At 44.3% G+C, this 23427-nt stretch carries 14 protein-coding genes and 1 pseudogene; 8 read left to right on the top strand and 7 right to left on the bottom strand.

The features are described from left to right. The first annotated feature begins 153 nt into the window (after positions 1-153). The gene (locus tag ACQY6I_RS17325; protein WP_428242759.1) at positions 154-1539 is read left to right on the top strand and encodes a multicopper oxidase family protein; all 1386 of its coding nucleotides are present in this window, start codon (positions 154-156) and stop codon (positions 1537-1539) included. 82 nt (positions 1540-1621) lie between these two features. On the opposite strand, the gene ACQY6I_RS17320 is transcribed toward ACQY6I_RS17325, so the two are convergent. Beyond that, positions 1622-3244, bottom strand: a complete 1623-nt coding sequence (locus ACQY6I_RS17320) for a carbon starvation CstA family protein (RefSeq protein WP_428242758.1) — start codon at positions 3242-3244, stop codon at positions 1622-1624. A 73-nt stretch (positions 3245-3317) separates the two neighbouring features. Between ACQY6I_RS17320 and ACQY6I_RS17315 the strand changes: the two genes are divergently transcribed. From ACQY6I_RS17315 to ACQY6I_RS17305, 3 genes are all read left to right on the top strand, one after another. Then, positions 3318-3827, top strand: a complete 510-nt coding sequence (locus ACQY6I_RS17315) for a GNAT family N-acetyltransferase (RefSeq protein WP_428242757.1) — start codon at positions 3318-3320, stop codon at positions 3825-3827. 9 nt (positions 3828-3836) lie between these two features. Further along, positions 3837-4331 carry an N-acetyltransferase family protein gene (locus tag ACQY6I_RS17310; RefSeq protein ID WP_428242756.1) on the top strand — a complete coding sequence of 165 codons (495 nt, stop codon included), beginning with the start codon at positions 3837-3839 and terminating at the stop codon, positions 4329-4331. Positions 4332-5611: 1280 nt separating this feature from the next. Beyond that, positions 5612-6205, top strand: coding sequence for a hypothetical protein (locus tag ACQY6I_RS17305; RefSeq protein ID WP_428242755.1), 594 nt, complete (start codon positions 5612-5614; stop codon positions 6203-6205). A 310-nt stretch (positions 6206-6515) separates the two neighbouring features. Here the strand turns inward: ACQY6I_RS17305 and ACQY6I_RS17300 are convergent, their stop codons facing one another. Both ACQY6I_RS17300 and ACQY6I_RS17295 read right to left on the bottom strand, forming a co-directional pair. Beyond that, positions 6516-8411, bottom strand: coding sequence for a sialate O-acetylesterase (locus tag ACQY6I_RS17300; protein ID WP_428242754.1), 1896 nt, complete (start codon positions 8409-8411; stop codon positions 6516-6518). Between the two features lie 366 nt (positions 8412-8777). Then, a complete protein-coding gene (locus ACQY6I_RS17295) occupies positions 8778-9356 on the bottom strand; it encodes a TetR/AcrR family transcriptional regulator (RefSeq protein ID WP_428242753.1) in 579 nt (192 codons plus the stop codon). Positions 9357-9462: 106 nt separating this feature from the next. On the opposite strand from ACQY6I_RS17295, the gene ACQY6I_RS17290 reads away from it, so the two are divergent. After that, on the top strand, positions 9463-10053 hold the full coding sequence (locus tag ACQY6I_RS17290; protein ID WP_428242752.1) for an NAD(P)H-dependent oxidoreductase: 591 nt from the start codon (positions 9463-9465) through the stop codon (positions 10051-10053). 635 nt (positions 10054-10688) lie between these two features. Continuing rightward, positions 10689-13562 carry a TIM-barrel domain-containing protein gene (locus ACQY6I_RS17285; RefSeq protein ID WP_428242751.1) on the top strand — a complete coding sequence of 958 codons (2874 nt, stop codon included), beginning with the start codon at positions 10689-10691 and terminating at the stop codon, positions 13560-13562. Between the two features lie 119 nt (positions 13563-13681). Here ACQY6I_RS17285 and btsR read toward each other — a convergent pair whose 3' ends face one another. Beyond that, positions 13682-14392, bottom strand: a complete 711-nt coding sequence (gene btsR, locus ACQY6I_RS17280; RefSeq protein WP_428242750.1) for a two-component system response regulator BtsR — start codon at positions 14390-14392, stop codon at positions 13682-13684. 41 nt (positions 14393-14433) lie between these two features. After that, positions 14434-16134: a LytS/YhcK type 5TM receptor domain-containing protein gene (locus tag ACQY6I_RS17275; RefSeq protein ID WP_428242749.1), complete on the bottom strand. Its 1701-nt coding sequence runs from the start codon at positions 16132-16134 to the stop codon at positions 14434-14436. Positions 16135-17273: 1139 nt separating this feature from the next. Between ACQY6I_RS17275 and ACQY6I_RS17270 the strand changes: the two genes are divergently transcribed. Then, positions 17274-17612, top strand: coding sequence for a hypothetical protein (locus ACQY6I_RS17270; protein ID WP_428242748.1), 339 nt, complete (start codon positions 17274-17276; stop codon positions 17610-17612). Positions 17613-17681: 69 nt separating this feature from the next. On the opposite strand, the pseudogene ACQY6I_RS17265 reads toward ACQY6I_RS17270, so the two are convergent. Beyond that, positions 17682-18740, bottom strand: a pseudogene (locus tag ACQY6I_RS17265) (transposase). A gap of 357 nt (positions 18741-19097) precedes the next feature. Further along, on the bottom strand, positions 19098-22385 hold the full coding sequence (locus ACQY6I_RS17260) for a hypothetical protein (RefSeq protein ID WP_428242747.1): 3288 nt from the start codon (positions 22383-22385) through the stop codon (positions 19098-19100). A gap of 490 nt (positions 22386-22875) precedes the next feature. Here ACQY6I_RS17260 and ACQY6I_RS17255 point away from each other — a divergent pair, with 490 nt between their 5' ends. Next, positions 22876-23382, top strand: a complete 507-nt coding sequence (locus ACQY6I_RS17255; protein WP_428242746.1) for an RHS repeat domain-containing protein — start codon at positions 22876-22878, stop codon at positions 23380-23382. Positions 23383-23427 lie beyond the last annotated feature (45 nt).

Raw genomic sequence — 23427 nt, 5'->3', positions numbered from 1 at the left:
TATCTGGAATGGTCGGACCCTTGGCTTTACAGGTTGAAAGCAATGTCAGTACCACTAATGTAAGCACCGCTGAAATTATAGCCCGGTAATATAAATTCTGATATAAATGAGATATATTCTCATTTTCAATACAGAATCAAGAGGCGGGTTGCCATGATAAACAGACGGGATTTTCTTGGATCGATGTTATCCACGGTTGTCGGTGCCGGAGCGCTGGGTATTCCCAGGTTTTCGTTGGCCGCCAGCGGTAGTGATGATCCCTATGATTATATACTGACAGCCGAGCCCGCTGATATTTCACTGGTTCCCGGGGGCGTTACCCATGCCCTATGTTTTGACGGTGGTTATCCAGCACCGATTATCCGTGGACGCCAGGGCAAAACACTGCGGATTCTGTTCAAAAACCGCCTTAATGAACCCACCACAATTCACTGGCATGGTTTGCGGATACCAATCGAAATGGATGGTGTTCCATTTCTGTCGCAACCACCCATCGCCGCCGGTGAGGATTTTCTCTACGAATTTGTACCGCCGGATGCTGGCACTTTCTGGTATCACCCACACGTTAACAGCATCATTCAGCTGGGTAAGGGGTTGGTGGGAGCGATCATTATCGATGAAGCAGAGGCTGTCGATTTTGATCATGAAGAAGTGTTGTTGTTAAAAAACTGGCATGTGAATGATGACGGCAGTTTTAGTGAATTTACCTCGCCGCGTAATGCAGCCCGGATGGGCACCCCTGGGCGGTGGGAAACGGTTAATGGCCAACATAAACCGACGTTTCCGGTGCCAGCTGGGGCCCTGACCCGTATCCGGTTGCTGAATGTTGATAATACGCTGATTTATAACGTCGCTATCCCGGATCATTCGGCCTGGGTGATTGCTATTGATGGCAGTCCGGTGGATCAACCATATCCTCTGCAGGTGCACGCCATGGGGCCAGGCATGCGCCTTGATTTGGCGCTGGTAACGCCAGTTGCAGGTGAGTTGGTCAGGATCAAGAATGCCAAAGGCCGGTTGATGTTTGATCTGGTGAACCTCCAGGCTGAAGCATCTGCATTCAAACGCCAGACTGTTCCAGTTAAACCGTTACCAGCAAACCCGATACCAAAACCAGATATCGAACACGCTGAAACCGTCAATTTTGTCTTCGAGTGGGAAGGTGCTATCAGCCCGGCTGATAAGGATGGCAATAGCGATCCGAAATTCTGGACCATCAATCGCCGTGCCTGGGACAAAATGACAGCAGATTATATTCCGGATCCGGTAGCCAGACTGGTGTTGGGCAAAAATTATATATTTAATCTGCGTAATAACACGCCCAATCGCCATCCCATCCATTTGCATGGATTTATCTGGAAGGTATTGAACTCCAATAAAAAAGAGATTGTGCCGTTCCATACGGATACGGTTTTACTGGAAAAATACGAAACTGTTCAGGTTGCATTTGTGGCCGACAATCCAGGCCGTTGGATGTATCACTGCCATGTGATTGAGCATATGAAAACAGGGCTGATGGGGTATATTGAGGTTGTCTGAGGTTTGAACTCTGCAAGTATTGATATTTTATAAACCGGTAAACCCGCTGATATCGATCAGCGGGTTTTTTATAGCGGAGTCGTCAGAGATCAGTTTGTAGTGATACTCGGGAAGCCGCTTTGAATTTCCATAGAAAGGCGACTAACGCTACGACTGTGGCCCCAATACCCAGCACAGTGGAGATCTGCATGGGTAGATTAAAGCCGATAGTGGCATTGGCAAGATAGGTGATGGTGACCGCTGTCATAAACGCAGCGGGTATCGTGCATATCCAATGCAATTTACCTTCTTTAGCCAGGTATGCAGCAGCAGCCCAGAGCATAATCATGGCGGTGGTTTGATTGGCCCAGCCGAAGTAACGCCAGATCACACCAAATTCCGCTTTGCTGACGATGAAGCCGATGATGAACATCGGAACGGCGATCAATAACCGGCGTGACATGACTTGTTGCGGCAGTTTCAAAAAATCCGCCACGATCAGACGGGCGCTTCTAAACGCTGTATCACCGGAAGTAATTGGCAACACAATGACGCCGAGTACTGCTAGAACACCACCGACGCTACCGAGTAATGAAGTGGATACTTCATGAACAACGGCAGCCGGGCCCCCGCTAGCCAGAGTAGCGTTTAGAGCCTCAGTGTTGTCATAGAAGGATAGCCCTAGTGTACACCAGATTAACGCAATCACTCCTTCACCAATCATCGCTCCATAAAATATGAACCGGCCGGCACTTTCATTTTGCATGCAGCGGGCCATAAGAGGAGATTGTGTGGCATGAAAGCCGGATACTGCGCCGCAGGCGATGGTGATAAACAAAAGTGGCCATAAGGGCAGATCGGTTGGATGCAGATTGTCAGCAAAATTCAGACCCTGGGAGTAGAAACTGTGGTCGCTGACCGCCAAGCCAATTACCAAACCAATAGACATAAACAGCAGTAGAGCTCCAAAGAACGGATAAAAGCGACCAATAATCTTGTCGATAGGTACGATGGTGGCGATGATGTAATAGGCGAAGATGACCGCAACCCAGAAAGTCACGCCCATATCGGCCAGGTTAGCCAGAAGCTTGGCTGGGCCCAGTACAAAGACGATGCCGACCAGCAGTAATAAAATAACTGCGAATATGTTCATGAAGTGACGGGCGATGACACCCAGTTGTTCACCCACAACATTGGGTACGGAGCCTCCGTTAGAGCGCACGGATAACATGCCGGAAAAATAATCATGTACCGCACCAGCAAAAATACAACCGATGACAATCCACAACATGGCCACCGGGCCATACAGTGCGCCCAGAATCGGTCCAAAAATAGGGCCCAGGCCGGCAATGTTTAACAACTGAATCAGATAGATTTTTTTATTGGACATCGGCACATAGTCCACGCCGTCTGCCGAAGTGGTTGCTGGTGTTGGGCGTTCTGGCATCGGGCCGAAGACCTTTTCCACAAATTTTCCGTAGGTAAAGTAGCCAGACAATAAAATGCCGACACAAATCAAAAACCAGGCCATATAGTATTCCTCTGTTATTTTTATCGTTGGAGTTCCCAGACAGCAAACTAACGCCACCAGAAAACAATTGCCTTTACCATATTTTGAACGGCGATATACTGGGTTAAACGGTGATATTTGCCAGCTGAGTGGTTTTTGTTGGCGTGCCTGGGTGAAGCGATCAGACAATGCTCGGGTTGTCAGAATGACTGGCAAAGCGTCTTTCCAAGAGTTACGGATGTCGATTGGCTGTGTCCAGAGTTTTTCAACCTTATTAAATGAAGCTGTTATGGAAATCGAATTAACACCGGCTAGAGACTCAATGTTGATTGAGAATCTATTTCAATATTATCTTTATGATATGAGTGAGTATATGGGCTGGTCTCCGGATGTCACTGGTTCATATGCAGTCGATAGTGCTGTTATCGGGCTGCATGATTATTGGCAAAAAGACGGACATTACCCGTATTTGATTCTGTGTGATGGTAATCTGGCCGATTTTTCTCTTTTGCGCCGTTATCCCTTTGATCCTGATTATCATGATATCGGGCAGTTTTTTGTCTTGAGAAAATATCAACGTCAGGGTGTGGGTGTCATGGCGTTCAGGCAATCTGTCAGTCAGTTTCCAGGACATTGGCTGACCAGAGTCTTACCTCATAATTTCAGAGCTTTATGCTTCTGGCGTAAAGTGATTACTGATATGTCTGTGCGGCAACCGGTTGAGCAAGAGGAAGACTATGGTGATAAAAAGATGGTGTTCATTCGTTATGAAATTGAACCGTTGCTGCTTAATGTCTGAGAGGATTGTATGAATATTGAGGTTGCCTGCAAACAGGATTTTGATGATATCTGGCCGGTATTTGAGGAAATTGTTCGTGCCGGCGAAACCTATGCATTTGAGCGCAATATTGAACGACAGCAGGCATATGAACTATGGATGGAAGCGCCCAGACAAACATATATTTGTCGGGAAGATGGAATCATGCTTGGCACTTATTACATCAAATCCAACCAGATGGGGCCGGGAAGTCACGTGTGTAACTGCGGTTATATGGTATCGCCGGCTGCCAGGGGAAAAGGCATTGCCACGAAGATGTGTGAGCACTCGCAAATAATGGCCAGACATTTTGGTTACAAAGCCATGCAGTTTAATTCGGTTGTTTCAACTAATACGGTAGCTGTTAATTTATGGCATCGGCTTGGGTTTGAAACCGTAGGTCGTTTACCTAAAGCCTATTGTCATGCCCGGCTCGGCTATGTGGATACTTTGGTCATGTATAAATGGCTGGAAAACGGCGACTGATTTTCATTTAAATGACTCTGTGTGTGTCTGAAAAGTATGGGGATAGATTGGATGACATACGTACAGCTTTTTGACGCACTCAGATCGAATTCATATACCGTTTTTAGTGTAACTCAGTTATTTCCGGTTTGTTAAAGTGAACAGTATGCATTTCATAAAATGTGAATGTTGTGTTGATCTTTGTTTTATATTTTTTGAAATACCAAATTCCCACCTCTTTTGTAGACGTTGTATATGGCGGGCTTTTCTATCTGAATCGATAGTCCGAAAGTATGATGTTTTTTTCCGTAAATAGGTCTAGTCTTTTTTTATTGATTTCGTTTTTAGTATAGATTTTACATTCTGAATAAGTAAAACAAGAAAACAGAAAAAACATAGAACAATAAAATAGTGTTGCTAGAAAGCCATATGAATTGCTCAGTATAAATTCTTAAAGAAGCTCTAAAAAATAGGAGCAGTTTTAATTCAGGCTTAAAAATACCGATCGCACAATCACAGTTTGCTGGTATAAATGAGGGTTAGAGAGGGGGTTCTATTTAGATGAAACTGACCAAATTCGGCAGGAAAATAGTTCGTTTTTAAGAGCTTCTCTAGGAAATCAGTTTTATTTTCAAGAATATTGTTTTGTGAAGTCTTCGTTTTGAATGTATTGATAAAGATTTCAAAGAACTAAAATGAACGAAACAGTGATGAGAGATGTTTTTGTTTTAGCTCTCTGCATGTTGAATTCCAGAACAGTTGTAGAAGGGCTTTTTTATAAACTGACTTTTTATAGGAGGAAATTTGCTATATTTCATTAACCTGTAAAAACCCCATGTCAGGTTAATGTATCTTTTAATTTTGAAAGAACAGTTCTGTGAGTTTTTCATGGTCGGGTATGGGCTGATTCTGCAAGGTTTCATATTCGGGAAGAATTGCTTAAACACTGAACTGCCTTTTCGTTGCCATATCTACTTGGGCCTGTTAAGGCCCTTTTTTAGTTGTATTGAGTCGCTTTTCTTAATTCCTCTTTTTGTACATTTCCCAATGCAAAGTGTATAGACAGTCCACCCCTTGCACAGCACTGCCACTGCCTCTATGAATCGTTTTGCACTACCTTACATATTGTTGAAGTCCAATGATTGTGTGGTTACCATCGCCGCACTGTCTCTTTAGGCTGGAACGATGGAGCCGATTATATCGGCTTCGGATCAGCTGCTGTGGGTCAGCGATCGTGCTTGCGGCACTTGTCAGATGTTGCAGCCGATATTGTTGTTTTGTTTCGTTAGGGAGTGGTCGATATGGCCGTAGGTCAAGAAAAAATCGTGGAAAAAATCAAAAAGGGAAATCATGGAGAGCTGATTAGTTCAGGTTTCTGGTTGAGCCAGGTCTTTATGCTGATAGCGACGGTGCTGGGGGTTTATCTTGCTGCTCAGACCGGTTTAAAGCAGGCAATTATCTTTGACGACCTGTCAGATAAACAGGAACAATACTATCTTCGCCAGTCCCTGTACGACGAAGTGACGGATAATGTCGCGATATTGAAAGAATATGATAAGAATTTTCTGAAACAGGGTGTGTTACTGGATCGCTCAACCAAAGCTTATCCGGATGTGGGATTTTATGTCTGGGAAACCATGAAAAACTCGCCAGCCACGCTTGAAATTCCCAGCTATTTTATCAGTGAGACTCGCCGGTTTTATAGTAAGGTTGAGTTTATTATTCGTCTGCTGGAGCAGCGGAAGCTGGCAACTGGTTATGCCAGTAAAATGTTGAGAGCTGAAATCGCCGATATAGAACCTGTGTTACAGAAACTTAAGCAGAATCTGGATGGCATTGCACTTGAGTTGAAGCAGAATGATATTGTCGTGACAAGCGACCTAAACGCATACTAGTGTAGTGTCTCAAATAAAACGCATATTGTAATGGGCCGCCGAATTCACTTCTCTACGTTAAGTTCAGCCAACGGCGTCCCACTCTTCGAGAAGCCCTCAAGACGCCCACCGCTTCATTCCAGCGCTTGACAAGGGAATGCCCATTGCCTGCGAGCTGCGCCTCGCTGTGAACATCTTGAGGTGCTTTTTTAATATAGGCTTTATTCAAGACACTACACTAGTGCGATGTTTGAGGTGAGTACGCTTTGACTCAGACCGTCAGGGCACTGTGATAGTTGTGCCCTGACAGATACTGAACGGGTGGAGCCGCTTACAGTTTATCGATACTGAACGGCAGGGCCGGCAATCCCGCGGAGTTGTAGAGATTCACTTCCGGGAAGTCCGCCCAGGCATATTTCAGTGATACCGGAACGTCCACCTGTTCGCTCCATACACGTATCTTATGGCCTTTGATCATGGCTTCCGCTGGATAATACTGCCCATCTGCACCGGCCAGAATAAACCCTTTGACAGATTCTCCCTCGCTCAGCGAAAAGCCTTTGCCGACATGATCAAAACGGATGCTGACAATGTTACCTTTTACTTTATGGCGACGGTAAGTCGGGCCCTGGCTCAGCACCTTTTCATGAAAACTGACACGCCGTGCTTCGCCCCAAAGTCGTGAAGCGACATCCTGTTTGTTACGCGGGTGAACATCATTTTGCTCGCCAATATCGATTGCGGTTGCCATGCCGGTATTTGGTAAAGACAGTGCTTGAGCCTGCATGTCGCGCAGTAAAGCCCATTGGCTGTCAGGCTGAGGGTATTGTGCCTCCATAAAGCCGGCCAGTTGTACGAACAGGAAGCTGAAATCCTGTTGCCATTGCTGTCGCCAGTCTTGAATCAGCTGAACGAACAAATCACCATAGTATGATGCAGCTTCTGTATTGCCTTCTCCCTGATACCAGATGACACCACGGATGCCGTACCCCTGCACTGGATGGATCATTGCGTTATACAGAAAGCCGGGTGTCCATTCATAACGAATATAATCCGGAATAGGGGGTTCCACCAGGTTGCTGTAGTGCCAGTCATGGCTGATATCCATGGTTTGGTCGTTCACGGTCAGGGTGACCTGGCCTTCACGCCCGGCAGCGGGATGATTGTCCCAGCTGTTACCTACCCGGACCGCTATCAGGTTGCGCCCCTGTTTCAGCAGACCGGCTGGCAGTGTGTGTAGTGAACCCTGAACTTTCCAATCTTCAAACTTAATCAGTTGTTCGTTGACAAAAATAAAGGCTTCCTGCACCAGTTCTCCGAGATTCAGCACCGCTTCTCCATTAGGAGCTTGATCAAGTATGACCTCACGGCGCAACCAGGCCAGGTGTTCAAAAGGCTCCTGATTGGGCAGGCGAACCACGGACCAGTTGGTATCCGGGTAATCAAAGCGGTAAGCGCCCGTTGCCAGAGCATCCTCTTCACTGACCAGCCGGCCGAACTTTTCCTGCGCATTCCGTTCATTCTGGGCAAACAGAGAAGTCCAGTCATGACCCTCTTGGTAGATGTCTAGGGTTTTCGGTCGGTAATAATCCAGTTTCAGCAGATTGTCAGGACTGACCCAGGCTTCAGCGGGTGTTCCTCCCCAGTTGGCTTCCACTATCCCGACCGGTACGTTCTTTTGCAGGTGATTGTGCAGGGCAAACAGGTAACCAATGGCGGAAAAGTTGCCGACACTTTCCGGCGCGGCCTGTTTCCATTGGCTTTCGCCGGTATCGTTTTGAGGAGTGGCCGAGACAATTTTGGGAACTTCAAAGAAGCGAATTAACGGGTAGTTAGCGTCCGCGATCAACTCTTCGCCGTGATTGATTTTCCAGTCTAGCTTCCATTCCATGTTTGACTGGCCGCCTGCTATCCAGACATCTCCAAAATAGAGGTCTCGAATATGGTGTTCCTGAGTGGTTGTTTGAATCGTCAGGTCATAAGGGCCACCCGCTTTATGGGGTTTCAGGACAATACGCCAGGAACGATCTTCATTTGCCTGAGCATGATAAGTGTGACCTGCCAGCGTGAGGGTAATTTGGGTGCCGACGTCTGCCCATCCCCAGATCGGATTTGTCTGATCCCGCTGAAGTACCATGTGATCGGAGAAAATATATGGAAGTTTCATATTTGCGTGTGCCATAGAAGCCAAAAACAGCAATATTGCGCAGGTAAGTAGCGCTGTCATGTTTCGTATCATAGCGAACTCCCGAAGGAAGGTTAACGGAAAGGGAAAACGTTTATTCATTATTGTTGTTTGATTTCTGCGCAACCCATACAGATTGTTCGGTCAGGAACGTTTTTCAGTCGCCTGGTACGAAAAATCTGTGAGCAGGGAGGCTATTGATTCACAATCGAAGGCAAAAGTGCATCCATCATTTGTCTTATTAACGAGATTGCTTAGGTACAAATAGTTGTCGGGCCAGGAGTTTTATGGCTTTGATTTTTTTCTACCAGAGTAAGTTCTTAACCAAAATGTGATTTGTTTGCCTGTTTAACAGGTAAGGCGGAGGTGATAAATGATGGAAGACTGTATTCATTAACGAATTGGCATTTATATTTGAGGGGTTAACCAGGCTTTCAGATATGGATAAAAACGTTCTTTTAACGGTAAATTGTTATGAAGGGCACAAAAATTTAATGCCAGTGTCTGCATTAATAGTGCTTCGATTCCTTCCACCAGAATATGTAACGGGACATCTGTGCGAAAATGTCCGCCACTCAGCCATTGTCCCATGACTTCCTCAAAGCGTCCGAATGTGGTGGCGATCGGACCTATCTCCTCAATAGCCGCTGCGCCCGAACGGCGCAAAATTACATCAAACACATACCGCTCAGAAGACATGAAATGCAGTAGTGGTAGCAATTGGTCTGTCATGTCGGAGACATCTTTTGGAGTGGCTGCACGTTCCAGCTGATCCAGATAGTGGTCGATTTCATTTCCGATCAACAGGTCCATCAATGAGTCTTTGTCTTTAAAGTGGGCAAAAAAAGTGCCTTTCGCGACCCCCGCCTGTGCGACAAGTTCTTCTACACGCAACGCTTCATAGCCGTTTGTACGAATCATTTCGACGGCAATATTGATCAATTTGTCGCGGGTTTCTATCGCTCTTTTTTGGGTGGATTTTCTCATTTCGGCAATATGTCATAAAAACTGACTGTGGTCAAAAAAAATATTGACCGTGGTCATTATTTGGGTTTATAAAGTGACCGTGGTCAATATTTGGAAAATCATCATCATGAAAACAAAACGTATATTCATTCTGAATGGGCATCCTGGGGAAAAGTCTCTGTCCCGTTTTTTAGCTGAAACCTATGCTGCAGCAGCGCTGGACGCAGGGCACTTGGTTCGACTGTGTCATATACATGACCTGGAGTTCGACAGCGATTTCGGTTTTGGCGGTTACCAACAGGTAAAGCCCCTGGAACCCGCGCTGGAAGGTGTGTTGGAGGATATTGAGTGGAGTGAACACATTGTCCTGACGACTCCAATGTGGTGGGGTGGTCTGCCGGCCAAACTCAAAGGTCTGATTGATCGGGCGTTTTTGCCTGGGCGTACGTTTGACACGCATAACACCCGGTTTGGTCTGCCTGCACCATTGTTGGAAGGACGCTCTGCACGAGTGATCATGACTGCTGATACGCCCGGGTGGTTTATGCGATGGGTGTATAAAAATGCGATGTTAATACAAGTGCGCCGGCAGATTTTGGGGTTTGTTGGCATCAAACCTTCCCGGTTCAGCTATTTTGCCGGTGCCAGTCATCCTAAAGAGGGGATGGTAGAGCGATGGGCTGAACGTATTAAAAGAATTGCGGTAATCGCCAATTGAGCATTATTGTCCGATCCTAAAAAGGCAAAAATGTTTATTAACCTGGCAATTAAATAGATCGACCTGATCGTTTTGATGGTCTCCCTGAAAAATCCGTTGTTGTGATGCAAGATATTTCGATTTTTCGGGGCTTGTTTTGACTGAGGGGATCTCTGAAAAATAGGAATAGTTTTGATGCAGGCGAGGAAGTACCACTCGCAACACCGCAATTTACTGTCGTAAATGAGGATGTGAGACGGGGGCTGACAACGTCCTGCGCGAAGACAGGCCATTTTTCAGAGGTTCCTGAGGTCAATAGTGTGACCCGGTTTCTCGGTAGTTCCCTCCATGACAATATTTGCCCTAGCTCAATTTTCACCGGACGAATATTCAGTTTTTTTGGCGATTTTTTGTCCGTTTAAACAGCGGTATCGCCCAATCTGATGATACCGATGCTCTGACAAAACGCGCACACTAAGGCCGGGTGCGCTCAGGGTGAATTTTCTAAGTAGATTCATATTTGCCCGGTTCGTGGATGTCGCCCCGCAAATAGCCCCGCATGATCATTGCCAGGTTAATAATAACAATAACGTTGATTTTACCTCGTGCATGATCCGCATACCGTACAACCTGTACGTAACGAGGTACAGATATTTATGAAACAAACTATCAGAGTGTTTTCTGGTTTTGCACTGTCCATTGTTCTGCTCGGATGCCAGCCAACATCCTACCAACCTATTGAGCATGGTGTTGTCATTCAGCCCCAGGAAGGAGAGGCGCGGCTGATTGGTGTGCAGGTTTATCGTGATAACATTTTCCGTATTACTGCGTTACCGCATACCAGTCCCGGTGTTCTGAGTAACAGTATTCAAGTTGTGGCGGAACCTGACGCGAAATTCAAGGTCCGTCGTGAGCGGCACAATATCAGAGTGACTACTCGTAAAGGCAGCGCTTTGATCAATCCTAAGAATGGAAAGGTTGCGATTTATGATGCCCGTGGCCAACTATTATTGGATGCCGTAAACAGTGGTGAATTCGGTCCGGTCACAGAAGACCCGACAACTCCGGATCTCAACAGCTATGCGTTGAGGCAGCAGTGGAATAAAAACTCGGATGAAGGTTTTTTCGGTCTTGGTCAGCATCAGAATGGGCTTGTCAATTATGCCGGTGAGACTGTTGAACTGAGTACGCATAACCTGGAATTTTCCGTGCCTATGCTGGTTTCCAGTCGTGGCTATGGCATGCTCTGGGATAATGCGTCCATTACCCGGCTGGGTGATCCAAATGGCTATCAGGCTTTGAATGAAAGTCTTGTCTTATATGATGAAAACGGAGTTGCCGGTGGTTTGACCGCTCGTTACTACGATGGTGACGAGCTGCTGCTGACTCGTACTGAGGCTGAACCAGATTATCAGTTTCTGGTGAATAACAATGTTCGGGAGCATCCATTTCCGGCAGAGCTTCAAGATGTCTCGAATCCGCATGTTATCTGGAGTGGTAGTATTCAGTCAGACACCAGTGGTGAGCATGTTTTTAAAATGTACAGCAGTGGTTATACCCGTTTAAGTCTGAACCACGAAGAAGTCTTGAACCGTTGGCGTATGAACTGGAACCCTTGGTATCACGATGTGCGCTTGAATATGACAGCCGGTCAAAAAGTACCCATTGAGATCGACTGGGATTCGCAGGGAGGTTATTTTCGCCTTAACCATATTCCACCTCGCCCCTCTGCTGAACAACATTCTTTGTCATTGGCTTCCGAATCTGGCAAGGCGATCGATTACTATGTCATTGTCGGTACGGATTATGACAGTGTGATTTCTGGTTATCGGGAATTGACCGGTGATGCGGTGATGTTACCAAAGTGGGCTTATGGGTTTTGGCAAAGCCGGGAGCGTTATCAGAATCAGGATGAACTGGTGGATGTGGTTCGTGAGTATCGCCAACGGGGGATCCCGTTGGATAATATCGTATTAGACTGGTTTTATTGGCCAGAGGATGCCTGGGGCAGTCATCAGTTTGAAGCATTGAATTTTCCCGATCCACAAAAAATGGTTGATGAAGTGCATGAGCTCAATGCCAATATTATGATTTCCGTTTGGCCTAAATTTTATCCCACGACTGAGCACTATAAAGAACTGGACGAAAAAGGTTATATGCTTAATAAAAATGTTGAGGTTGAGGCCAACCGCGATTGGGTGGGCCCCGGTTACCTGAACGGATTTTATGACCCTTATCCACGGGAAGCACAGCAGATCTTTTGGCGGCAGATACGTGATAATCTCAATGTGCTCGGATTCGATGCCTGGTGGCTCGATGCCACAGAACCGGATATTCATTCCAATCTGACCATTAGCAAGCGTAAGGAAATTACCACACCGCTGGCCGTTGGCTCTGGTACGGAATACTTTAATTCCTATGCGGTACCCAATGCTGAAGGAGTATATCTCGGAGAGCGCGAAACCGATCCTGAAAAACGGTCATTCATTTTGACCCGATCCGGGTTTGGCGGTATTCAAAGAACCGGTGCGGCAGTCTGGAGTGGAGATACTGTCAGTCGTTGGTCAAATCTGAAAGATCAGATTGCAGCTGGCATTGGTGCAGGCCTGGCGGGAGTACCAAACTGGAGTATGGATATCGGTGGATTTACACCGGAAAACCAGTACCGCTATGGTAGTGATGACATTGTACACAACTATGCCGACATGCCAGCGGACTACGTACAGAACTGGCAGGAGTTGAATCTAAGGTGGTTTCAGTTTGGCGCGTTTGTACCGTTGTTTCGTTCCCACGGCCAAAACCCCTATCGGGAAATCTATAACATTGCCGAGCAGGGATCAGACATTTATGAATCTATGGTGTATTACGCCAAGCTACGTTATCGATTAATGCCTTATATTTATAGCGAGGCCGGTCACCTGTATTTGAATGATGGTACGTTGATGCGCGGATTGGTCATGGATTTTATGGATGATCCAAATGTCTTTGATATTAATGATCAATATATGTTTGGACCAGCGCTACTGGTGAACCCCGTATACCAGCCAGGAGCTACTTCCCGTCCGGTTTATTTGCCTGAAGGAACACTCTGGTACGATTTTTATTCTGGCAAAGTATTTGATGGTGGACAGAATGTGGAAGCAGCTGCACCATTGAATCGCATGCCGATATTTGCCAGGGCTGGAGCGATTTTGCCTTCTGGACCTGAGATTCAGACGGTATTTGAACAACCGGATGCACCTCTACAGTTAACGGTTTATGCAGGCGCAGATGGTCGATATGATCTCTACGAAGATGATGGTAGAAGCTATAATTATGAACATGGTAAATACAGTATTATTCCCATTTATTACGATGATGAAAGTCGTACCCTCAGAATAGGGGCTCGTCAGGGAAGTTATAGCGGGATGCTAAAAGAACGTGAGTTTCGGGTCCGTCTGGTGGAAGGTGAAAACTCTGATGCCAGTAACTTTGATTCTGCGGCACTCACGGTTAATTATCGCGGTGAGACTGTGGATGTGACGTTGTAATCCGTTAACCTGACAATCAAAGAGATTATTTTGATCTCTTTGATTGTCGCTAGATTGATAAAGTCTTCTGCCTGTCCATATGGTAGGAGAAGGTCACCATTCTTAGAAATACGCTGCTCTTAAAGCTTGAACATATCCAGAAAGCCTTTCATGAAACGCCGGCTCACCGGCAGCTCTGCACCAGTACGGGTATGAATGCTCGCAGAGCCATTCTCCATCACTTCTATTTCGGCGATGGCTTGAGGATGTACCAGATACTGTCGGTGGCAGCGTAGCATTGAGGTTTTTTCTTCGAGAACTTTCAGGCTCAATTGCGAATGCAGTTGCGTATTTGCTGTATTGATATGTACGCCGCTTTGATTCGAAAATGCATATTCCACATCCTGTAGCTGAATCAGTTTAATGCGGTTCTGATAGTAACAAGGTATCAGTTTCAGTTGTTGATGTGGAATTGCCTGAACCTGACGAGAGGTGAGGGTTTGACTCAGACGCCTGACCGTTTTGGCCAGACGTTTTGGCTCCACAGGTTTGAGTAGGTAGTCAAACGCATTATCTTCAAATGCCTGGATGGCGTATTGATCATACGCGGTTACAAAGACAACCAGAGGTCGCTCCTGTTCATCCAGCATATTTACCAATTCAAGCCCGGTGACCTGAGGCATTTGTACATCGACAAACATGACATCGACGGGTAGTTGACGGATATGCTTTAAACACTCTATGGCATTCGGGAATTCTGCAACGACCTCACACTCACCCAATAAGGCCAGTTGCTCTGCCAGTTCTTCCCGTGCCAGAGCTTCATCATCAACCAATATGGCTTTCAACATGTTTTCAGATACCCGCTATTGTTGTTATGGGTTGGATCAAATTACTCGTTTTGCAAGGGTACCAGCACCCGGGTGTAATGGTGCGGTTCAGATTCCACCCGTAAACCTTTATGTGAGCCCAGCAGGTTTTTTAGACGGGTGTTGACGATATGCAGGCCAAGCCCTTGATGTTCAGGTTTGTTACTTTGTAGAGGGTCCTCATTGGGATACAGGCCGGCATTATCTTCGATAGCCAAGTAAGGTTGGTCCTCCCGAATAGTACTGTACAGTTTTAATTCGCCGGTTTCGAGTGACTGAGAGGTACCATGCTTAATCGCGTTTTCCACCAAAGGCTGAATCGTAAAACTGGGTAACCGGAACTGTTCGAAAGTGGCGTCTATATCCTGAGATATAATCAGTTGATCAGAAAATCGGGTTTGTTCTACATGCAGGTAAGATCGGGTATGCTCCAGCTCCTGAGCCAGAGTTGAAATATCCTCTGTACGCTTCAGGTTAGTGCGCAAAAAAATCGCCAGATCACCTACCAACTCCCTGGCTTTGGTCGCATCCTTACGAATCACGGCTGTGATGGTATTCAGAGCATTGAAAAGAAAATGGGGATTAATTTGAGCTCGGACGAGTTTAAGCTCAGATTCGATCAGCAATTGTTTTTGTTGTTGATAACGACTGTTCAATAGTTGTTCTTCCAGAATATGAGCGATCCCTTCACCCAACGTCCTATTAATATTTAAAAACAACCTGCGTTTGGATTCGTAAAGTTTGACTGTACCAATCACCTCATTATCTGACCGTAACGGAATGACCAGTGTCGAACCCAGCGGACAGTTCTTTTGTCGTGAACATTTGTAAGGCACGTCAATCCCATCCACAAACATAACCTGATTATGTTCAATGGCATGCAGTGTCACTTTTGAGGAAATAGGTTTTCCGGGCAAGTGGTGATCTTCCCCCATGCCAACAAAGGCGATGACCTCTTCGCGATCGGTCAGCGCAACTGCAGACACTCCAGTTTCCTCAAGAATGATTTTGGCAACATCGCTGGCATGTTCCCTGTCAAAACCATGGCGGAAAATTCCCATCATCCGGGAGGCCAGTTGCAGGGCTTTGGCGGAGTAAGTCACACTGTATTTTTCATAAATGGACTTACGGTCCCGTATCATCGCCATGAATAAACCTGCACCAATGGAGTTAGCCACCAGCATGGGAGTGGCAATCAGGCTGACCAAATGAACCGCCTCCGTAAACGGCTTGGCCACTAACAGGATTATCAGCATCTGACAGGCTTCAGCACAAAACGTCACAATTGCAGCCAGTATCGGTGAGTATAAAGCATCCGGGGTGCGACGATATTTAAGAATAAAGAAGTTTACCAGACCTGCCAGTAACCCTTCCCAGGTGGTTGAAATGGCGCAGGCAAGATCCGTAAAGCCTCCCAGCGTGTAACGGTGTATCCCTCCAGTCAGGCCAACCAGAAAACCGATAACCGGCCCTCCAAATAACCCACCCAGTACCGCACCCACCGCACGGGTATTGGCGATTGCGTCATTGACCGGTTGACCAAAATAGGTTCCCAAAATACAGAAGCCGGAAAAAATCAGATAAATCAGAATTTTATGGGGCAGTCGTAATGACAAATTAGTCATGGGGGCAAAAACGGGGGTGCGACTGAACAAATAGGCGATAACCAGAAAAATGCTCATCTGTTGCGCCAAGGATAACAACAAACGCCAATCGAAAGACATAATACGGCCTTACTTCATCCAAAACAGCTTTGCAAGTGTAGCACGGACCTGCTGCTACACATCCTGTCTACTGGCTAGCGAACCACTCACAACGCCCAGCTTTGTGGTTTTGTAAGCAAATGGTTTTCTGCCAGATCCCTTATGAAGGAACATTGCTTTAATTATATTTGTTATTAGGGTAACAAATTAGCAGAAATTGGTGCGGACAGACAATTACCAGCCTTAAATTATTTAAATAAAGGCAGCTGAGTCATTAAATCCAGAGTAATTTAGAGTGATCACGAGAGTTAGGATGCTTGAAACTGTCTGGGTATAAGACGGATAAACTCAGGGTGTCGACACTACTTTTTACCAATACAGACTTCTAAGGGGCCTCAGAAAAATAGGAATAGTTCTGATGCAGGCGAGGAAGCACCACTCGCAACACCGCAATTTACGGGCGTCAATGAGAATGTGAGATGGGGGCTGACAACGTCCTGCACGAAAATAGGCCATTTTTCAGAGGTTCCCTAAACATTTGAGTTCTGCAAGGTGCTCATAAATTGCCCCCTTTTGATTGCATACTTTATTCATAAGAAAAAGAAGACAGAGATTAGCCTCTGCTCGCAAGGCATGTTATTGAGCCGTTTTCCCCTGTTCATCTGCGACACATTCTCAATTACACCTCGCCTCAGCCAATTAGAAGCTTTCATGTGCCCAGAAGGCCCATAAATTTGATTTTGGTTATTTTTTACACAAAAATGCTAGATATTTTATTGATTTTAAAAAAAAGCAATAAAATTTGATGGTTTTTTTTGTGATTAATATCACATATTATATGAGAACTGAGTTTGTTGAATGCATGGTAGATCATGCATAATCTACAAAAAATTTAGTAAAGGACTGTGTTTTTTTTGTTCAAAAAACACTCAGTTAAATTTGGTGTTCCAAGGATGATGATGGATATGTTGTATGAAAAGGATCAGGTAAAAAGCCCCTTTCTCCCACTGAGTATTCCATTTTCTACCCCCCACCATGATGAAATTACTTCGTTCAGTGCTTGTTTTTGAGCTCGGCTAGTCAGTGTTTAAGCCGCTGTTACGATGTTGAATTTAAGTTTTCGATATTGAAATAAGATATTAAAAAAGTGAGTTAAAAATATGAAAAAAATCAGAAGTTTTGCACTTGCCTGTGTTTTGTTGTGCCCGGTTTTTGCTTTTTCAGGAACTATCGAAAACGCAACTATCAAGAGACTGGAAATGTCAAAGTCGCAAGAGAATTGGGTGCTGATCGATATGGATGGCTCCAAGAGCGATTGTACGGTTCTTGCTAGTTGGGATTTTGCTTTAAAAACAGACACTGATTATGGAAAGCAGATGCTGTCACTCCTGATGTCTGCATATATCGCCGGCAAAAAAGTTACTCTGATAGGTTACTCTTCTCCGGTATGTGGTTATTTGGGTATAGAAGAGTTGGATAAAATACGAACGGTTAAATAAGATTGAGTGCGACTTCGAACTTTCTCTATCAAAGATAAGTTGAAGCCAGCACAAGCCCCTTTGTAGTGGTCAACTAATTTTGGCCACCCCTTTATAGTTTTTAACGTACTCTTTTTCTTTCTGATTTGGTGTTAGTCCACTATTAAATACATGTGGCCTTTGTTGGCTATAATAGTCTACCAAGTAGCTTACTATGCGCTGTTTAGCCATTTCCAAATCTCCATCCCCCTTCACTGGAATCCATTCCGTTTTTAATGCGCGAAAGGATCGTTCCATTGGACTGTTGTCCCAGCAATTTCCTTTGCGACTCATGCTTTGTTTAATTTTGTTGCACCACAACATTTGTCTAAACTCTGTACTGGTATAATGACATCCTTGCTCGCATACAAATCCATCACAACTGCTAAGTATACCTATCGACCATCGACCACCGATCCAGATATAAGTGACATCACCACACTTGGTTTGGAGCGCGGGGGTAAATTGCCGATGCAACAAGTTAGGGGCGATTGAATGCTCCAAGCCTCCACGTTTATATCGGTGCTTCGGAACTTGGCAACTCATCAAACCTAACGCCTTCATCGCCTTACGAGCCCGATAACGGCTAACCTTATAATCGGCAGTGGACGCAATTGTAGCCACGGTGCGAGATCCTGCAGAACCACCACTTAGTGCATGCGCGTATTTAATTTTGAATGCAATAACCATGTTGATCTATTAGGCGTTTTTGGGTGCTGTAGCCAATATTTAAAACGACTGCGATGTACGTCAAAGACGGTGCACAAACAACGGATGCTGCTCTCTTTCAGTCGCTGAATAAGCGCAAACCTTTTATCGAGTCGGACATCAAGAGAGCGGTAGCCTTTTTAGAATTTCATTCTCTTCACTTATCCGTTCGACTTGTCGCTCGAGCGCTTTAATCCGTTTTTGATCTTCTGTCATTGGAATCGCAGAGATAGCGCCACCGCTTAACTCTTGTCGAAGTTGATGACCCCACTGATCCATGGTTGATTTGTCGACATTCATGGCGTCTGCGGCTTCCAAAACTGAATACCCTTGATTCACAACAAGCTGGGCCGTTTCTAACTTAAATTCGTCACTGAAACGACGACGAGATTTTTCACTCATATATCCACCTGTTTTCATTATGGTGATAGTATCGCCTCTTAACAGGTGGCCAAATTAACTATGCTACTACACTTATCAGCACTCAGGAGCGGGCAATGCAAAAGGAGAACCGATAGGGAAGGTGGGATACTCTTGACAAAAATAGAGACAAAGGTTTGCCATAATCCATCTAACCTATTGTTTTCAAAGTAAATTCGCGAGACTGGACTCGCTTTCCGGATTGGGAGTTGAATCAGATCTATATTGAAGGGTTCCACGACAGCACTGCTTCCATTTGCCTCGTCCTATCGTACCGCTTACATTTCATAAGAAGGGCAAAAGATGATTTATACTTCTTATGCCCTTTTTAGTTGTTTGTTAAAACCCGGTTACGGACACTAAACCATTACCATTTTTACTGAAGTACATTTCATCACCAACCATTTCTGGGAAGCTACCCTCTTCGAGCAAATGTACAGACGAGGTGAACTTTATTCTCCCATTCTCATATTTAAACCGTCGAACTTCCCCATTTACTATTAATACTGGTATTCCATTCAAATTTTGAAGTCGGAACTTAGACTCGATCTCATAAGAAATATCTTTTGGCATGAGTACTTCTGTATGAATTTTAACAATTCCATCGTCATTTTGACGAAATATATTAAGGGACAACTGTGTTTCATTGTTAATAGTTTCGGATTCTAGAGAATACAGGTATTCATTATCTGAAGCGATCTCTATAGGGTGGCCAGAAAATGTAACAGTGTCAGGTTTGGGTAGCACTGAAGGAATTTCTTCGCCTACCATAAAACGTTCGCATGTGAAGAATACATTGCAATATAAAATATAAGGATTGACATAAAAAAGATAAGAATTCAATTTAATCTCTCCCAGTTCGTGTACTTCAATAGTATTGCCATCAAAGGAATAGCCATATAGCTGCTCGTCAACTACTGCGTAAATATGATTTGAGTCTATCTTTATCGATTTTTGTGCAATAGGGCTTGTAGCACTAATTTTTTTCTGATTAACCAGCTGAATCATTGTTGCTTCCGCCTGGCTGAAATCGGCCATGTAGGAATACCCAAATAGTCGATCAACATATGCAATTTTATTATCTGATGTTATAAATTGAGTGTCAGTCCCAACGGAACTAAACTGTACAATACTGGCTATTTCCTCAGATTCTGTAGTATCCATAGAAACCTGGGCAAGTTTTCGTATATTGTTGTAAGGCCTTAGATGGTCAAAACCTGTAAACGCTTGATTATTTGAAATATGAAGTTCGTGGTGCGCTCCCAAACCCGAAGCTTTTTTCTTGGTTGCCTTCTTTTGACTAGTAGAGGCTTTAGATATGCCCCAAAAATCTGTTGCCATCAGTAACCCATCATTTTCAATTAACATATCGCTTACGAAAGCCGGAACAAGAAATAGGCTAACAGGGTTATCCATATTGAGATAATCAAATTCTTTTGCTTCTCGAAAATCGACAATTGTGAAGCCTGAAGCTCCTAATGACACTCTGATTGCGGGGGAATCCAAATTTATTCTAGGCTTAGCTATCCACTGCTGAACGTCTTCGTTAAATTCTAAGAGTTTGATAGATGGTGTTCCTACATCTTCGAGAATAATATAACGTGACATAAATGAAACGACCATTCTGGAGTCATCAACATCCACAGCTAAAGGAGGACTAATCTCAATAGAAAAATAATTTGTGTCAATAATATTTCGAGTCCAGTTTAAGGGCTGGTCAGCAATATCAGGAATAGTCACTTCTACCGTCGCAGTTGCATAGTCGCCAGCTGGCTGAAAGAAGTAAAAAGCTCTGGAGTTTGCGTAGATGCGGTATTCTGCTGCGTTATACACGTCTACATTCGATGTGCCCAAGTCAAAGGATCTGATATCTTTGGGGTTTGAGGGATTAGTTGTATCAACCAGGAACACGCGCATGTTAGTCGTAATGCTACCAATATGGTTTTCTTTTATTCCTCTGTAGGCTACATATCCTTTTACAACCGCTAAACTCCTGATTTGGGGGTATTCGGAATCGGCACTATTAAAATTACCCAGCTCGCGAATATTTGACAAGTCAGATATGTCAAAAATTTTAACACCATCATCGCCTAGTGCGGCATATAGCTTGTTATCATCGATTTGAACATCAAATACGGTACCAATACCGTCGATTTTTGTGAGATAGCTATAACCAGATTTCTCATCTAAATAGAAATAAATACCTAATTCCTGTTCGGCAACGGCTAAGAGATTATCTTTTTTTGTAAACTTCAGGGCTGTTCTTATCGGATCAAAGTTGACAAGGTCCTCATGATATTGATCAAGTGTTGAATCGATAAGAGTGGATTCCATTTCAGAAGATATCAGGAGTTTATCTCCTAGAGCCTGTATATCGGAGATTTTTGTAATACTGGAGGTTACGCCGGTTCTTTCATATTTGTTCTTTCCAGAATTGAACTGGTATCTGTAAAGCATGTTTTGGTAATTATAGGCAGGAAGAGTATAGAAAATACGAGATGAATCGTGTTGGTGGTATTCGGTACCTACATATGAATTAAAGTCCATAGCAGTATCATATGAGATATATAGTACATCGCCGACCGTATATATGTTATTTGGGAGTCTTTCATGGCTTGTTATAATTTCAATTTCATCAGTTGATAAACTCAATATTTTAACAGAGTGATCATGGTAGAAAATTATTTTTCCATCCGCAGCATTTATCAAAGATAGCTGCTCGTCTGATTCAAACAATACTTCGTCGCTTGAATTAATGCCTTTACTGATTTCTGCGAGTTTAATAAAGCGTTTGTTTCCTTCTGATATTAAGTATGCAAATTCAATGTCCGATAATTTCTGTAACGAATGAATATTTCCCACAACGTTATTTGAATAGTCAATTGTAAAAATGTTATTTGACAAAGTAATTTTTGAATATCGAGCATTAGGATATTTACCATTAGCAACAGCAATTATTGAATTGTCAAAGATAAGCATACCGTTCAAAGCACTGATTTCGGGTAATTGGTATTTAAAATTCAATAGGCGCTTATCAGCCCATGTCGAAACGTCAGAAACTGCAAAGCCTTTGCCACTACAATATACGACAATTTGGTCGTCTTTTAGATGTTTGACACGAAATGAATTTCCAAAACCATTGCAATCAAATTTTTGCCCATTATTTGACAGCACCGGTAAATTTCCTTTTAAGTCCAAAATAGCCACCGAGTCGTTTCTGATGCCTAATACATAGTTATCCGTTTCCAGAAAAGTCAGGTTTGTCAGTGCATCGATACTTTTATTTACGACGACAGAGCAGTCTATATTAATACTTTCAGGATCATCTCTTTGAAGATTATATGAGGGGTGTTCAATCACACAGCTTCTATCCTGTGGTTGGCTGATAAGCTGAGGCCAGAGCCGCTCTCCCTCGTAAAACGTATTTTGTAAAATTACTTGTTCCTGACCGGTTATTTCGAGCGACTGACCGTTTATGTCTATCTCTATTTGCTGATCACTGGGCAATGACATTGTTGTTACTACAACATCTACTGGAGAAGCCTTAGCCTCTATGGGGCTATCCTTTGAATTGCATGCTTGAAGCAGGCCTATTAGTAATAGGATGTATGTAGCTCTGTTTAACATGTGTTTTCCCTAGGTTCTTTGAACAGGTATTTCTAATTAGAGATTTTTGATATTGGAGGGAGAAATCAATGATCTGCGAGGTCACGCTAATATATGGCTCTACAACTGATCAACGTGCGGAACTTTGTATTCCTTCGGATATCTCCCTGCTGTTACTTTTACGCTTACAGCGAGTCTCTTAGTGTAACGATTTTGTCAGATTAAACATATAGGCTGTTGAAATTTTTAACGCTGTTAGGATAGAAATTCATAGGATTGTTGTAGCCACTTTTCTCTTGCTCGGCACTCCACCCGCTATTCCCTAATGTGTTCTTCGTTAACGGATATTGAGCTCTCCTTTTTGGTTGAGATTCCTACTGATCCGCTATCCAGAGTTGCTATATCTATGCGGCCGGGCAGTTACTGGCCGAGCAGATCGTTTCTAATAAAAAGGATGTTCAGACTCGTTACCTACATAAGGATGCTCTGGGAAGTGTGGATCTGGTAACCGATGCATATTGTAATGTTAAAGATGCAGGAAGTTGACCTGATTCATATGACCGAACGGATGTATGATGCGACACTGGCTCAGTTTATCAGTGTAGATCCGAATATACGGGCTGACAGTTTGAGCCAGAGTTATAATCGCTATTCCTATGTGATGAATAATCCCATGAAGCACACCGATCCAAGTGGGTACTTCTGGAATAAATTGGGGCATGCGATAGTCGGGGCCTGGGATGCCATCAAGCCATATGCAGGTATTATAGTAACCGGCATTGTGATGATTGCCTGTACTATATGTGGCCCTTACGTAGCATCTATTTTAGGAGCTATGGCTGGAGGAGCGACGCAGGCAGCTGTTGATGGTCAAGGAGTAGGCGGTATTGTCAGAGCCGATATCTTGGGCGGGATCCAGGCTGCTGTGTATGGCGGTATTGGTGCTAGGTTGCCAGGTCCCTGCTATTTTTGCGCATGGGTTTGCAGGAGGTACATTTACTGTCATACAGGGTGGTGATTTTGGACAGGGCTTTATGAGTGCGGCCTTTGCAAAGGCCGTCAC

The sequence above is a fragment of the Gynuella sp. genome, from assembly GCF_050297175.1.
In the GTDB taxonomy this organism is placed as follows: Bacteria; Pseudomonadota; Gammaproteobacteria; order Pseudomonadales; family Natronospirillaceae; genus Gynuella.
The sequence above is the reverse complement of the archived record's forward strand: the minus strand, read 5'-3'. Positions and strand labels throughout refer to the sequence as shown.